The organism is Streptomyces sp. NPDC014861 (assembly GCF_043081625.1).
Taxonomy (GTDB): Bacteria; Actinomycetota; Actinomycetes; order Streptomycetales; family Streptomycetaceae; genus Streptomyces.
The window spans coordinates 43,377-56,583 of record NZ_JBIBWV010000012.1 but is presented as its reverse complement, the minus strand read 5'-3'; the positions used below and the strand labels follow the sequence as shown (position 1 = coordinate 56,583).

The window sequence follows — 13,207 nt, the reverse complement described above, 5'->3', positions numbered from 1 at the left end:
GACGGATGCCTTCGCGTGACAGGACTTGTGAAGTCTCCCGGTAGATCGGCGCCGCTCGGCGACCTCAAGGGCAACACTCTCCGCCCTGGCTTCTCGTTGGCGTTGGCGGTGCGAGCCTGCCGCGCGGTGACCTCTTGCTACGCCCGAGCCCTCAGAGCTCCCGCATAGACCGAGGCCCGTGGGGTGCGCTGGTGTCACGAACGGCTAGTGAGGTGGCGGCCCGACCGCGCTGCGGTTGAGGCCTGGGATTAGGTCGCTGCGTGGCCCGCATGCGCTCGTGACCAGCGCAAACACCGATCTCCGGGGAGGGAATCTTGATCTACTGCGGAATCGACTGGGCGGAACGAACCCACGACGTCGCCCTGGTCGACGACACCGGCCAGCTGCTCGCCAAGCGGCACATCACCGACGATGCGGCCGGCTACAAGATCCTGCTGGAACTGCTCGCCGAGTATGGCGATACCGAGGAGGATCCGATCCCGGTCGCGATCGAGACCTCCCGAGGCCTGCTCGTCGCGGTGCTGCGGACCGGAACGCGCAAGGTGTTCGCGATCAACCCGATGGCCGCCGCCCGCTACCGCGACCGGCACAGCGTCTCCCGCAAGAAGTCCGACCCCGGCGACGCCCTCGTCCTCGCCAACATCCTCCGCACCGACATGCACGCCCACCGGCCCCTGCCCGACGACTCCGACCTCGGCCGCGCGATCACCGTCCTGGCCCGCGCCCAGCAGGACTCTCTCTGGAACCGGCAGCAGCTCGCCAACCAGCTCCGCTCCCTGCTGCGCGAGTACTACCCCGCCGCCCTGGCCGCCTTCGCCGCCTGGACCAACGGCCTGTGCCGTCCCGAGGCCCGCGAGCTGCTCAAGACCGCCCCGACCCCGGCCCGGGCCGCACGGCTGACCCGCACCCAGATCCAGGCCGCGCTCAAGCGAGCCGGCCGCCAGCGCGGCATCGAGGCCGAGGCCGACCGCCTCCGCGAGGCCTTCCGTGCCGAGTGGGCCCACCAGCCGCCGCTGGTCGAGGACGCACTCGGCAAGCAGATGCTCGCCCTTCTCATGCAGCTGGATGCCGCCTGCACCGCCGCCGACCAGCTCGCCGAAGCGGTCGAAGAGGCATTCCCCCAGCACCCGGACGCCGAGATCCTGCTGAGCTTCCCCGGCCTCGGCATCCAGCTCGCCGCCCGAATCCTGGCCGAGATCGGCGACGACCGCACCCGCTTCGCCGACGCCCACGGACTGAAGGCCTACGCCGGCTCCTCACCCATCACCCGCGCCTCCGGCAAGAAGTCCGCCATCACCAGACGCTGGGTGAAGAACGACCGGCTCAACCACGCCGGCTACCTCTGGGCCTTCGCCTCACTCCGGGCATCCACCGGGGCCAACGCCCACTACCGACGCCGACGCGAACAAGGCGACTGGCACGCCGCCGCCCAGCGCAACCTCTTCAACCGCATGATCGGCCAGCTCTACCACTGCCTCCAGCACGGACAACGCTTCGACGAGTCCGCCGCCTTCCCGGTGGGGATCGAGGACGCAGCGCAGGCCGCATAGTCCCGGCCCCCGGAAAAGGCCAGGAGGACCTACGGCTCGAGTGGCTAGGCTCCCGAGGCATGAGCAGCAACCAGCCCTCCGTCTCAGACCGCTTCATCGGCGATTTCCGGGAACTCGGGCACGGCCGGAGTGATGGGCCCTCGCTTCATGCTGCCGTACGTGACGAAGGAGACCAGGACGAGCAGTCCCTCGCGCGCTACCTGTGTGAAGGGGGAGTCCTTGCTGTCACCGGGACCAGGCTCTACGACATCCTCAGCCCGGAGCGCGAGCTGATCGGCGGACTGTCCTTGCTCACCGACGGCCAGTGGTTCTGGTACTCGGACCTCGCCCACTACGTCGAGCGCTACCACGTCGCCCTGGACCAGCGATTCGTCCAGCACGCCCGAAGCAGGAACTGGAGTCCGCCGGAGCTGACCGACGATGAACTCGTCGAAATCGGAGATGCCCTGTTCGACGAAGACGAGGCCTGACCTCACCACTCGGGCGGCCTGACTTGACGGCATAGCAACGTGAGGTGTCTACGTTCTCAATCGCCGGACACGCGTATATGCCTTGGCCTAAGCTGCTCCCAACTGTCACAGGAGTGCGGTCCCGTATCAACCCCCGTGCGTGACAATCGCCTGATTTCCGGCACCCGTTCCCGCGTCCCCGAATACGCGGGAAGAGTGTGTCCGATTCCGGGGTGTGTGTCGCGGGGTGCCCCATAACACACGCATGTCCTTCGATCACTCCCCTGGGTGATCTGACGCGCACGCATAGTCCGTTCGGACCATTCAAGATTGGGCCCGAAGGGGGTGTTGCGCTGTCCCCGCCTTCCGTAACGTCCCAACTGGCAGCGGTGAATATGCCGCTGCCGCCGTGGGGGAGCCTCGATTCGGGAGAGGACGGCGCCGGTATGGGCTGGGTAGCTGACTGGAGTGCGCAGGCGGCCTGCCGCACTACCGATCCGGATGAACTTTTCGTGCAGGGAGCGGCGCAGAACAGGGCAAAGGCGGTGTGCACCGGCTGTCCGGTACGCACCGAGTGCCTCGCCGACGCCCTGGACAACCGTGTGGAGTTCGGCGTGTGGGGTGGCATGACGGAGCGCGAGCGCCGTGCCCTGCTGCGCCGGCGGCCCACGGTCACCTCGTGGCGGCGGCTCCTGGAGACCGCGCGCACCGAGTACGAGCGCGGCGCGGGTCTGCTGCCCGTCGCCATGCAGGACGACGCGACGTACGAGGAGTACGCCGCGGTCGGATAGTCCCGCTCGCCCCGTGAGGTCCCGTCAGGACCGCTCGCGCGGGGAGGAGAGGCGCTCACCGATGGCCCGCAGCCCGGCGAGGTCGTGCACATCGCCGGGCAGGGCGGCCACCTCGGTCACCGCCACCTCGGGGTGGAGGGCCGTGAAGCGGTCCCGCGTGCGCTGCTCGCGCGTGAGCACCCGCATCCGCTCGGCATGGAGCCGGAGCAGGCCCGCGGTGAGCCGCGCGATGTCCGGAGCGGACCCGGGATCGGTGTCCTCGCTGGGGTGCTCTTCGGGCACGTCGGCTGTGGGGGCAGCCTCGGATGCGGCGGAGGGGCGGGCGGGAGAGTCGGCGGCGGTGGCGTGCGACGGCTCGGACGACGTGGCCGGGGCGCCACGCACTCCAGTCTTCCCGGGCCCCTGATCCACAATGCGGCCCTCCTCAAGATTTTCCGCGGCCGCCCGGGCCCGCTCGGCCGAGAGCCGCTCCGCCCCGCTGCCGTGCACCCGGTTGAGGACGAGACCGGCCAGCGGCATCCCCTCGGCGGCCAGCCGCTCCACGAAGTACGCCGCCTCCCGCAGCGCGTCCCGCTCGGGCGACGCCACGACGAGGAAGGCCGTGCCCGGCGCCTGGAGCAGCCGGTACGTGGCGTCCGCCCGCGTCCGGAAGCCGCCGAACATCGTGTCCATCGCGGCCACGAAGGTCTGCACGTCCCCCAGGAACTGACCCCCCAGCAGCTTCCCCAGCGTCCCCGTCATCATCGACATGCCGACGTTGAGGAACTTCATCCCGGCCCGGCCGCCCACCTTCGCCGGCGCCATCAGCAGCTTGATGAACTTCCCGTCCAGGAAGGAGCCGAGCCGCTTCGGCGCGTCCAGGAAGTCCAGCGCCGAGCGCGACGGCGGGGTGTCGACGACGATCAGGTCCCACTCGTCCCGGGCCCGCAGCTGGCCCAGCTTCTCCATCGCCATGTACTCCTGCGTACCGGCGAACCCGGCCGACAGGGACTGGTAGAAGGGGTTCTCCAGGATCGCCCGCGCCCGGGCCGGCTCCGCGTGCGCCTCGACGATCTCGTCGAAGGTCCGCTTCATGTCCAGCATCATCGCGTGCAGCTCGCCCCCGCCCTCCCCGCGGTCGCCGCCACCCTCGCCGGAATCACCGCGCGAGGCTCCCGCCGGACCGGAGCCCTTGATGCCGTCCACCCTGCGCGGGGTGTTGTCCAGCGCGTCGATGCCCATCGACTGGGCCAGCCGGCGCGCCGGGTCGATGGTGAGCACCACCACCCGCCGGCCCCGCTCCGCCGCCCGCACCCCCAGCGCCGCCGCCGTGGTCGTCTTGCCGACCCCGCCCGCGCCGCAGCAGACGATGATCCGGGTGTCCCGGTCGTCGAGGATCGGGTCGATCTTCAGGAAGGGCACCGCGTCCATGCCGCCGCCCGCGGGAGGAACCGGCCCGCCCGCCTCGGCCGGGGCGGCCCCGCCGTCCGCCGGGCCCGGGGTCTTCTCCGTCACGCCGCACCCACCCCTTGCTTCCGCAGTTCCTTCGCCAGGCGGTAGAGGCCCGCGATGTCCGCCCCGTCACCCAGGTACGGCAGCTCGTACGCGGGCACGCCGACGCCTTCCAGGACCGCCCGCTGGGTCCGCTCCAGCTCCACCCGGCGGGCGTGCTCGGCCGCCTGGTCGAGCAGCGGCTCCACGAGCCCGACGGCGCCCGTGACGCCGGCGGCCGCCAGCGTCCGCGCGATCGCCTCGCGGTGGTCGCCGGAGGCGGCCCGTACCGCCGCCTCGTCCAGGACGTGCGGGCGGACCATGTTCACCACCACCCGGCCCACCGGCAGCCCCGCCGCACGCAGCTCCGCGACGCCGTCCGCCGTCTCCTGGACCGGCATCTCCTCCAGGAGCGTCACCAGATGCACGGCCGTCTCGGGGGACTTGAGGACCTTCATCACGGCCTGCGCCTGGTTGTGTATCGGGCCGATCCTGGCCAGCCCGGCCACCTCGTCGTTCACGTTCAGGAAGCGGGTGATGCGGCCGGTCGGCGGCGCGTCCATCACCACGTGGTCGTAGACCGGGCGGCCGTCCTTCTCCCGCCGGCGGACCGCCTCGCACGCCTTGCCGGTGAGCAGGACGTCCCGCACCCCCGGCGCTATCGTCGTCGCGAAGTCGATCGCGCCGAGCTTCTTCAGCGCCCGGCCCGCGCCGCCCAGTTTGTAGAACATCTGAAGGTAGTCGAGGAGCGCGCGCTCGGCGTCGATCGCCAGCGCGTACACCTCGCCGCCGCCCGGAGCCACGGCGATCTTGCGCTCCTCGTAGGGAAGCGCCTCCGTCTCGAAGAGCTGTGCGATGCCCTGTCTGCCTTCGACCTCGACGAGGAGCGTGCGCTTCCCCTCCGTCGCGAGGGCGAGGGCGAGGGCGGCGGCGACCGTCGTCTTACCGGTACCGCCCTTGCCGCTGACGACCTGGAGCCTGCTCACGCTGTCGAGCCTAACCACTGGCGGGCCCGCGCAATCAGCGGACCGCCCCGGAGAAGTCCCCGAGCCCGGGCCCTAGGGGGAGAGCCTCGGAGGAGCACTCCTCCGCAACGACTACAGTCGGCTCCATGACCAAGTGGGAGTACGTCACGGTGCCGCTTCTGGTGCACGCGACCAAGCAGATTCTCGACAACTGGGGCCAGGACGGCTGGGAGCTCGTCCAGGTCGTGCCCGGGCCCAACCCGGAGCAGCTGGTGGCCTACATGAAGCGGCCGCAGTCGTGAGCGGGGCCGTCGAGGCCCGGATCGCCGAGCTGGGCCTGAAGCTGCCCGAGGTCGTCCCGCCGCTCGCCGCCTACCAGCCGGCCGTGCAGTCCGGCGTGTACGTCTACACCTCGGGCCAGCTCCCGATGGTGGAGGGCAAGCTTCCGGTGACCGGCAAGGTCGGCGCCGAGGTGACCGCCGAGGAGGCCAAGGCGCTCGCCGCCACCTGCGCGCTGAACGCGCTCGCGGCCGTCAAGTCGGTCGCCGGTGACCTCGACCGGATCAAGCGCGTCGTGAAGGTCGTCGGCTTCGTCGCCTCCGCCGCGGACTTCACCGGCCAGCCCGGCGTCATCAACGGCGCCAGCGAGCTGCTCGGCGAGATCCTCGGCGACAAGGGCGTGCACGCCCGCAGCGCCGTCGGCGTCACCGTCCTGCCGCTCGACGCCCCCGTCGAGGTCGAGGTCCAGGTCGAGCTGACCGAGGCCTGACCGGAACCGTCCGCACGAGAGCCGGCCGCCCCCACCCGGGGCGGCCGGCTCTCGTGCATTCCGTTCGATGCGCATAGCATCCGCCCATGCCGAATGGTCAGTGGTACCCGCCGGAATGGCCCGACCGCATCCGCGCCCTCGCCGCCGGCGAGCTGGTGCCGGTGACGCCCCGGCGCGCCGCCACCGTGCTCCTGCTGCGCGACGCGGCGGCGGGTCCCGAGGTCCACATGCTGCGCCGCCGCACCTCCATGGCCTTCGCCGGCGGCGCGTACGCCTACCCCGGCGGCGGCGTCGACCCGCGGGACGAGCAGCCGGTGCGCTGGGCCGGGCCCGCGCTGGAGGAGTGGGCGGAGCGGCTGGGGCTCGACGACCCCGCGCAGGCCCAGGCCGTGGTCTGCGCGGCCGTCCGGGAGACCTTCGAGGAGGCGGGCGTGCTGCTCGCCGGGGAGACCCCGGACACCGTGGTCGGCGACACCACCGGCGAGGACTGGGAGCGCGACCGGGCGGCCCTGGTCGCCCGCGAGCTGTCCTTCGCGGACTTCCTCGACCGGCGCGGCCTCGCGCTCCGCTCCGACCTGCTCGGCGCGTGGGCCCGCTGGATCACCCCCGAGTTCGAGCAGCGCCGGTACGACACCTGGTTCTTCGTGGCCCTCCTCCCGGCCGGGCAGCGGACCCGGGACGTCTCCGGGGAGGCCGACCGGACCGTGTGGACCCGTCCGGCCGACGCCGCGGACGGCTACGACCGGGGCGAGCTGACGATGATGCCGCCGACGATCGCGACCCTGCGCTCCCTCCTGCCGTGCGCCACGGCCGCGGACGCCCTGGCGGCGGCCGGGAAGCAGGCACTGACGCCGGTGCTGGCCCACGCGCGCGTGGAGGGCGATCAGGTGGTGCTGACCTGGCCCGGCCACGACGAGTTCACCAAGCGGGTCGAGGGAGGCGCCGCATGACCGACGCCGCCGCCCTGCCCGGCCAGCCGCGCGGGCTCGTCACCTCGGGGCCCGCGACCGCGCGGGCCGTGAACGTGCTCGCGCCCAACCCGTCCGCGATGACCCTGGACGGCACCAACACCTGGCTGCTCTCCGAGCCGGACTCGGACCTGGCCGTCGTCGTGGACCCGGGCCCGCTCGACGAGGGCCACCTCCGGCACGTGATCGACACCGCGGAGCAGCTGGGCAAGCGGGTCGCGCTGACCCTGCTGACCCACGGGCACCCGGACCACGCCGAGGGCGCCGGCCGCTTCGCCGAGCTGACCGGCACGTCCGTCCGCGCCCTCGACCCGGCGCTCCGCCTCGGCGACGAGGGCCTGGGGGAGGGCGAGGCGGTCACCGTGGGCGGTCTGGAGCTGCGGGTGGTGCCGACGCCCGGACACACCTCCGACTCGCTCTCCTTCCACCTGCCCGCCGACCGCGCGGTGCTGACCGGCGACACGATCCTCGGGCGGGGCACGACGATGGTGGCGCATCCGGACGGGCGCCTCGGCGACTACCTGGACTCGCTGCGGCGGCTGCGCTCGCTCACCGTGGACGACGGCGTGCACACGGTGCTGCCGGGCCACGGGCCGGTCCTGGAGGACGCCCAGGGTGCCGTGGACTTCTACCTGGCCCACCGGGCGGGCCGGCTGGCCCAGGTGGAGGCGGCCGTCGAGGCGGGCCACCGGACGGCCGAGGAGGTCGTCGCGCACGTCTACGCGGACGTGCACCGCTCGCTCTGGCCGGCGGCGGAGCTCTCCGTACGGGCGCAGCTGGAGTACCTGAGGGAGCGCGGCCGGAGCTGACCCGGCCGCCCCGGGCCCGCGAGGGTGTCCTGAAGCAACCGGTCCACTCCGGCCGCCCCGGGGCCCGCGAGAGTGTCCTGAAGTGACCGGTCGACCCCGGGAACCCGGGAGCTTCCCCTGATGTCTTACGCTCCGCTTACATCAGGCCGTAGCTCTCGGGGGGAATGCCCATGTTCGTCATAGCCATCCTGCTGGTCATCGCCGCGGTGGTGCTCTGGTTCGTCGGCCGGTCGCAGGACTCGACCGGCTGGAAGCTGGGCGCCGCCGGCGCTCTGGTGACCGGCGTCTTCTCGCTGATCGTGAGCATGACGTACGTGATCAGCGCGTACGAGGTCGGCGTGCCGGTCGCCTTCGGCAAGGTCGGGACGCCGATGACGTCCGGCATGCACGTGAAGTCACCGTTCACCGACGTCACGACCTTCTCCACCCGCCCGGTCGACCTCAACCTCTCCGACAAGGACGTGGTCGAGGTCCGCTCCTCGCAGGGCGGTGTCATGTACGCCGAGGTCACCGTGAAGTGGGCCGTGGTCCCGGCGAAGGCCGTCGAGCTGTACAAGCTCGCGGGCAGCGAGGACGCGATCCAGCAGCGGCTGGTCTACCCGGACAGCCGTGAGATCGTCCGTAACGTCTTCGCCCGCTACAGCAGCGAGCAGGGGTACGCCTCCGACCGCGAGAAGATCAACGCCGAGATCGCCCGGCTCATCACGGAGCGCCTGGAGCCGCGCGGCATCGTCGTCACCACGGTCAACCTGCGCAACGTGAAGCCCTCGGACGCGCTCCAGGGCCAGATCGACCGCAAGATCCAGCAGCAGCAGGCCACCGAGCGGGCCCTGGAGGCCGCCCGTACGGCCAAGGCGGACTCGGACCGGCGCCGCATCGAGGCGGAGGGCATCGCCCGCGCCAACAAGATCCTCAACGACTCGCTGACCGACAAGGTCCTGGCGAACCAGTGCATCGACGCCTTCAAGGAGGCGGCGGCCAAGAACCCGGTCTACGCGGTGCCCTGCGGCAGCGGCGGCGGCTCCGCCCCGGTGATCGTGGACGGCTCCAAGCGCTGATCCGCCCGCACCCCGCACGGAAGGGGGCCGCCCGGTTCGACCGGGCGGCCCCTTCTTCCGTACCTACGCGCGCGTGCTTACCGCGAGCGCTTCGCGAGGCGCTCCACGTCCAGCAGGATGACGGCGCGGGCCTCCAGGCGCAGCCAGCCGCGCTGGGCGAAGTCGGCGAGCGCCTTGTTCACGGTCTCGCGGGAGGCGCCGACCAGCTGGGCCAGCTCCTCCTGGGTGAGGTCGTGGACGACGTGGATGCCCTCCTCCGACTGCACGCCGAAGCGGCGCGACAGGTCGAGGAGCGCGCGGGCGACCCGGCCCGGCACGTCGGAGAAGACCAGGTCGGACATCTGGTCGTTGGTCTTGCGCAGTCGGCGGGCGACGGCCCGCAGCAGGGCGCCGGCCACCTCGGGACGGGCGTTCAGCCAGGGCTGGAGGTCGCCGTGGCCGAGGCCGAGCAGCTTGACCTCGGTCAGCGCCGTCGCGGTCGCGGTGCGCGGGCCCGGGTCGAAGAGGGACAGCTCGCCGATGAGCTCGCCGGGGCCGAGGACGGCCAGCATGTTCTCCCGCCCGTCGGGGGAGGTGCGGTGCAGCTTCACCTTGCCCTCGGTGACCACGTACAGGCGGTCGCCGGGGTCGCCCTCGTGGAAGAGCGCGTCGCCACGGGCGAGCGTCACCTCACTCATCGAGGCGCGCAGCTCGGCGGCCTGCTCGTCATCGAGCGCCGCGAAGAGCGGGGCGCGCCGCAGAACGTCGTCCACGAGTTCACTCCTACTGTCGACCTGCTCACGGGACCTGGTCCCATGATGCCGGACGTGCCAAACAGTGCGATCAATCACAACAAGTTTGACGCACCGGACGCCATTGCCGAACGTCAGGGGCCCGATCGGGGGCCGATCGGCGGCGGGCGGGGCGGATGTCGGCCTCGGCCCCTAGGCTGGCCGGGTGTCCAACTCGCCGGTGAGAACGCAGGCCAAGGGGGCTGGAAGAGTGTCGGCCGAAGGTAATTCCGCCGTGGGCGAACACGGCGTGTCGAAGCGGTCGAAAGGTGCGGATCGGGATGATTCGCACCCGCGAGAGGCGGCCCCGAAGAAGGCCGCGGAGAAGGCTGGGGTGAAGAAGGCCGCGGCGAAGAAGGCGGTGGCGAAGAAGGCGGCCCCGGAGAAGGCCCCCGCCAAGAAGGCGGCCCCGGAGAAGGCGGCGCCGAAGAGGGCCGCCGGGTCCAGGTCCGAGTCGCGGCTCGCGATGGTCCGGCGCGCCCGCAGGATCAACCGGGAGCTCGCGGAGGTGTTCCCGTACGCCCATCCGGAGCTCGACTTCCGGAACCCCTTCGAGCTGCTGGTCGCCACCGTCCTCTCCGCGCAGACCACCGACCTGCGGGTGAACCAGACGACCCCCGCGCTCTTCGCCCGGTACCCGACTCCCGAGGACCTGGCCGCCGCCGTCCCCGAGGAGGTCGAGGAGCTGATCCGCCCGACCGGCTTCTTCCGCGCCAAGACCAAGTCGATCATGGGCCTGGCCGCCGCCCTCAGGGACGACTTCGGCGGCGAGGTCCCCGGCCGTCTGGAGGACCTGGTCAAGCTCCCCGGCGTCGGCCGCAAGACCGCCTTCGTCGTCCTCGGCAACGCCTTCGGCGTCCCCGGCATCACCGTCGACACCCACTTCATGCGGCTCGCCCGCCGCTGGCGGTGGACCGAGTCCGACGACCCGGTGAAGATCGAGGCCGAGGTCGCCGAGATCTTCCCGAAGAGCGACTGGACGATGCTCTCGCACCGGGTCATCTTCCACGGCCGCCGCATCTGCCACGCCCGCAAGCCCGCCTGCGGCGCCTGCCCCATCGCCGCCCTCTGCCCCGCCTACGGCGAGGGCGAGACGGACCCCGAGAAGGCCGCGAAGCTGCTCAAGTACGAGAAGGGCGGCTACCCCGGCCAGCGGCTCAACCCGCCCGCCGACTACCCCGGCCGCCCCGCCCCGCCCGCCCCCGGAGTGGCGCCGGGCGCCGTCCAGCGTCCCTCAGGGGCCGAATGAGCACGGCAGGGGCCTCCGGCGCGTTGGGCGACCACGGGAACGAAGGGGCACGGCGACGGCGTTGGACGACACGGGGGTGCCCATGACGCGCACGGACGAAGAGATCTACGGCCCCGGCACCGGCGGCCTGCTGGACCGGGGCGGACTGCCCGACTGGCTCGCGCCGGTCGACCGGGCCGCGCGCACCGTCGCGCCCGAGCAGCTGAGCCGGTTCCTGCCGCCCGCCAGCGGCGCCGGCCGCCAGTCCGCCGTGCTCGTGCTCTTCGGCGACGGCGAGCGCGGCCCCGAACTGCTCCTCATGGAGCGGGCCGGCAGCCTCCGCTCGCACGCCGGACAGCCCTCCTTCCCCGGCGGCGCCCTCGACCCCGAGGACGGCGCCCCCGACGACGGGGGACTGCTGCGGGCCGCCCTGCGCGAGGCGCGGGAGGAGACCGGCCTCGACCCGGCCGGCGTCCAGCTCTTCGGCGTCCTGCCCCGGCTCTACATCCCGGTCAGCGGCTTCGTCGTCACGCCCGTCCTCGGCTGGTGGCGCGAGCCCAGCCCGGTCGGGGTCGTGGACCCCGCCGAGACCGCCCGCGTCTTCACGGTGCCCGTGGCGGATCTCACGGACCCGGCCAACCGCGCCACCGCCGTCCACCCGGCCGGCCACGCGGGCCCCGCCTTCCTCGTCGCGTCCGCCCTGGTCTGGGGTTTCACCGCCGGAGTGATCGACAGGCTCCTCCACTTCGCCGGCTGGGAGCTCCCCTGGGACACCTCCCGTAAGGTCCCGCTCGACTGGCGGTCATGACAGGCTGGGCCCCCGGGCGACCGGAAACGACACTGCGAGGCTGACGACCGTGAACGTGCTGGACATCCTGCTGCTGCTCGCGGCCGTGTGGTTCGCGATCATCGGCTACCGCCAGGGCTTCGTGGTCGGCATCCTCTCGGTGATCGGCTTCCTCGGCGGCGGGCTCGCCGCGATGTGGCTGCTGCCGATCCTGTGGGACCAGCTCACCGAGCAGAGCGAGGTCACCACCACCGTCACCGTGATCTTCGTGATGGCGGTCATCGTCAGCGCGTCCGTCGGCCAGGCGTTCACCACCCACCTCGGGAACAAGCTCCGCCGCCACATCACCTGGTCCCCGGCCCGCGCCCTCGACGCCACCGGCGGCGCGCTGGTCAACGTGATCGCCATGCTCCTCGTGGCCTGGCTGATCGGCTCGGCGCTGGCCGGCACCTCGCTGCCCACCCTGGGCAAGGAGGTGCGCGGATCCAAGGTGCTCCAGGGCGTCTCCCGGGTGATGCCCGATCAGGTCGGCGTCTGGTTCGCCGACTTCAGCTCCACCCTCGCCCGCAGCGGCTTCCCGCAGGTCTTCGGCCCCTTCGCCAACGAGCCCATCACCGAGGTCCTCCCGCCGGACCCGGCGCTCGCCGGCAGCCCCGTCGCGACCCTCGCCCAGCGCTCCATCGTCAAGGTCGTCGGTACGGCCCCGAGTTGCGGCAAGGTCCTGGAGGGCACCGGCTTCGTCTTCTCCGACCGCCGGGTGATGACCAACGCGCACGTGGTCGGCGGGGTCGACGAGCCCACCGTGCAGATCGGCGGCGAGGGACGCCTCTACGACGCCAAGGTCGTCCTCTACGACTGGCGCCGCGACATCGCCGTCCTCGACGTGCCCGAACTCGACGCCGATCCGCTCCGCTTCACCGGTCGGGAGGCCCGCAGCGGCGACGACGCCATCGTCGCCGGCTTCCCCGAGAACGGCTCGTACGACGTCCGCTCCGCCCGCGTCCGCGGCCGGATCAGCGCCGACGGCCCCGACATCTACCACCGGGGCCAGGTGCGCAGGGAGGTCTACTCGCTGTACACGACGGTCCGCCAGGGCAACTCCGGCGGACCGCTGCTCACCGAGGACGGCACGGTCTCGGGCGTGATCTTCGCCCGCTCCCGCGACGACGCCGACACCGGTTACGCGCTGACGGTGGAGGAGATCCGCGAGGACATCGAGCTCGGCCGCACCGCCACCCAGGAGGTGGACACCGACGGCTGCGCCCTCTGACCCCGGGTGGGGTCAGGGGGTGTCGCGCGGATGGCGGAGCCGGGCCGAGACCCAGCGGGCCCGCCGCCTGAGGATGCGTGAGATCCCGACCTGCCCGCCGGGAGCGCGGCCCTGGTCCGGCGGGCCTCCCCGCTCGCGGGAGCCCGGCCCGGAGGCGGAGCGGCGGTCGCGTGCCGTGTCACCGTAGTCGTGCGTCCAGCCCATACCCGGACGTCTGCCCGGGGTCCGGCCCCGGTAACCGTTCCGGTGCCCGCCAATCGGAGTATGCGCGGGGCACATGGCCGTTCGACGCAAACCCGTGCGGGCGGCGGGCCCGCGGCCGC

General features: G+C 72.3%; 15 protein-coding genes. 11 read left to right on the top strand and 4 right to left on the bottom strand.

The features are described from left to right. Window positions 1–296 precede the first annotated feature (296 nt). From ACF1BN_RS23245 to ACF1BN_RS23235, 3 genes are all read left to right on the top strand, one after another. A complete protein-coding gene (locus ACF1BN_RS23245; RefSeq protein ID WP_392333611.1) occupies window positions 297–1,550 on the top strand; it encodes an IS110 family transposase in 1,254 nt (417 codons plus the stop codon). 59 nt (window positions 1,551–1,609) lie between these two features. After that, the gene (locus tag ACF1BN_RS23240; protein ID WP_392333510.1) at window positions 1,610–2,020 is read left to right on the top strand and encodes a hypothetical protein; all 411 of its coding nucleotides are present in this window, start codon (window positions 1,610–1,612) and stop codon (window positions 2,018–2,020) included. Between the two features lie 425 nt (window positions 2,021–2,445). Next, window positions 2,446–2,790: a WhiB family transcriptional regulator gene (locus tag ACF1BN_RS23235; protein ID WP_030749207.1), complete on the top strand. Its 345-nt coding sequence runs from the start codon at window positions 2,446–2,448 to the stop codon at window positions 2,788–2,790. 24 nt (window positions 2,791–2,814) lie between these two features. Here ACF1BN_RS23235 and ACF1BN_RS23230 read toward each other — a convergent pair whose 3' ends face one another. Then, window positions 2,815–4,200, bottom strand: a complete 1,386-nt coding sequence (locus ACF1BN_RS23230; protein ID WP_392333610.1) for an ArsA-related P-loop ATPase — start codon at window positions 4,198–4,200, stop codon at window positions 2,815–2,817. An 80-nt stretch (window positions 4,201–4,280) separates the two neighbouring features. Beyond that, window positions 4,281–5,246, bottom strand: a complete 966-nt coding sequence (locus tag ACF1BN_RS23225; protein WP_392333509.1) for an ArsA family ATPase — start codon at window positions 5,244–5,246, stop codon at window positions 4,281–4,283. 125 nt (window positions 5,247–5,371) lie between these two features. On the opposite strand from ACF1BN_RS23225, the gene ACF1BN_RS23220 reads away from it, so the two are divergent. The 5 genes from ACF1BN_RS23220 to ACF1BN_RS23200 all read left to right on the top strand — a co-directional run bounded on the left by ACF1BN_RS23220 (window position 5,372) and on the right by ACF1BN_RS23200 (window position 8,829). Beyond that, window positions 5,372–5,527 carry a DUF4177 domain-containing protein gene (locus ACF1BN_RS23220; protein WP_158821993.1) on the top strand — a complete coding sequence of 52 codons (156 nt, stop codon included), beginning with the start codon at window positions 5,372–5,374 and terminating at the stop codon, window positions 5,525–5,527. Beyond that, complete coding sequence (locus tag ACF1BN_RS23215; RefSeq protein WP_346170327.1) at window positions 5,524–5,994, top strand: RidA family protein; 471 nt, start codon at window positions 5,524–5,526, stop codon at window positions 5,992–5,994. Before ACF1BN_RS23220 ends, ACF1BN_RS23215 begins: the two co-directional genes overlap by 4 nt. Before the next feature lie 86 nt (window positions 5,995–6,080). Beyond that, window positions 6,081–6,944 (top strand): NUDIX hydrolase, encoded by an 864-nt coding sequence (locus ACF1BN_RS23210; RefSeq protein WP_392333508.1) that lies wholly within the window; start codon window positions 6,081–6,083, stop codon window positions 6,942–6,944. Continuing rightward, on the top strand, window positions 6,941–7,771 hold the full coding sequence (locus ACF1BN_RS23205) for an MBL fold metallo-hydrolase (protein WP_392333507.1): 831 nt from the start codon (window positions 6,941–6,943) through the stop codon (window positions 7,769–7,771). The genes ACF1BN_RS23210 and ACF1BN_RS23205 overlap by 4 nt, the downstream gene beginning before the upstream one ends. Before the next feature lie 170 nt (window positions 7,772–7,941). Beyond that, window positions 7,942–8,829 carry a prohibitin family protein gene (locus ACF1BN_RS23200; protein WP_392333506.1) on the top strand — a complete coding sequence of 296 codons (888 nt, stop codon included), beginning with the start codon at window positions 7,942–7,944 and terminating at the stop codon, window positions 8,827–8,829. 77 nt (window positions 8,830–8,906) lie between these two features. Here ACF1BN_RS23200 and ACF1BN_RS23195 read toward each other — a convergent pair whose 3' ends face one another. After that, window positions 8,907–9,581, bottom strand: coding sequence for a Crp/Fnr family transcriptional regulator (locus ACF1BN_RS23195; RefSeq protein WP_030495802.1), 675 nt, complete (start codon window positions 9,579–9,581; stop codon window positions 8,907–8,909). Between the two features lie 184 nt (window positions 9,582–9,765). Here ACF1BN_RS23195 and nth point away from each other — a divergent pair, with 184 nt between their 5' ends. The 3 genes from nth (at window position 9,766) to ACF1BN_RS23180 (ending at window position 12,884) form a co-directional block, all read left to right on the top strand. Next, a complete protein-coding gene (gene nth / locus ACF1BN_RS23190; protein ID WP_392333505.1) occupies window positions 9,766–10,848 on the top strand; it encodes an endonuclease III in 1,083 nt (360 codons plus the stop codon). Between the two features lie 82 nt (window positions 10,849–10,930). Further along, entirely contained in the window at window positions 10,931–11,635 is a 705-nt protein-coding gene (locus ACF1BN_RS23185; RefSeq protein ID WP_392333504.1) for an NUDIX hydrolase, read from the top strand. A gap of 49 nt (window positions 11,636–11,684) precedes the next feature. Then, a complete protein-coding gene (locus ACF1BN_RS23180) occupies window positions 11,685–12,884 on the top strand; it encodes a MarP family serine protease (RefSeq protein WP_392333503.1) in 1,200 nt (399 codons plus the stop codon). A 12-nt stretch (window positions 12,885–12,896) separates the two neighbouring features. Here the strand turns inward: ACF1BN_RS23180 and ACF1BN_RS23175 are convergent, their stop codons facing one another. Continuing rightward, the gene (locus tag ACF1BN_RS23175; RefSeq protein ID WP_376603016.1) at window positions 12,897–13,088 is read right to left on the bottom strand and encodes a hypothetical protein; all 192 of its coding nucleotides are present in this window, start codon (window positions 13,086–13,088) and stop codon (window positions 12,897–12,899) included. Between the last annotated feature and the right edge of the window lie 119 nt (window positions 13,089–13,207).

Excerpts from the sequence above, each read along its gene's own strand:
- ACF1BN_RS23240 (WP_392333510.1), top strand. The coding sequence starts at position 1,610 with ATGAGCAGCAACCAGCCCTCCGTCTCAGACCGCTTCATCGGCGATTTC.
- ACF1BN_RS23235 (WP_030749207.1), top strand. The coding sequence starts at position 2,446 with ATGGGCTGGGTAGCTGACTGGAGTGCGCAGGCGGCCTGCCGCACTACC.
- ACF1BN_RS23230 (WP_392333610.1), bottom strand. The coding sequence starts at position 4,200 with ATGGACGCGGTGCCCTTCCTGAAGATCGACCCGATCCTCGACGACCGG.
- ACF1BN_RS23220 (WP_158821993.1), top strand. The coding sequence starts at position 5,372 with ATGACCAAGTGGGAGTACGTCACGGTGCCGCTTCTGGTGCACGCGACC.
- ACF1BN_RS23210 (WP_392333508.1), top strand. The coding sequence starts at position 6,081 with ATGCCGAATGGTCAGTGGTACCCGCCGGAATGGCCCGACCGCATCCGC.
- ACF1BN_RS23205 (WP_392333507.1), top strand. The coding sequence starts at position 6,941 with ATGACCGACGCCGCCGCCCTGCCCGGCCAGCCGCGCGGGCTCGTCACC.
- ACF1BN_RS23200 (WP_392333506.1), top strand. The coding sequence starts at position 7,942 with ATGTTCGTCATAGCCATCCTGCTGGTCATCGCCGCGGTGGTGCTCTGG.
- ACF1BN_RS23185 (WP_392333504.1), top strand. The coding sequence starts at position 10,931 with ATGACGCGCACGGACGAAGAGATCTACGGCCCCGGCACCGGCGGCCTG.
- ACF1BN_RS23175 (WP_376603016.1), bottom strand. The coding sequence starts at position 13,088 with ATGGGCTGGACGCACGACTACGGTGACACGGCACGCGACCGCCGCTCC.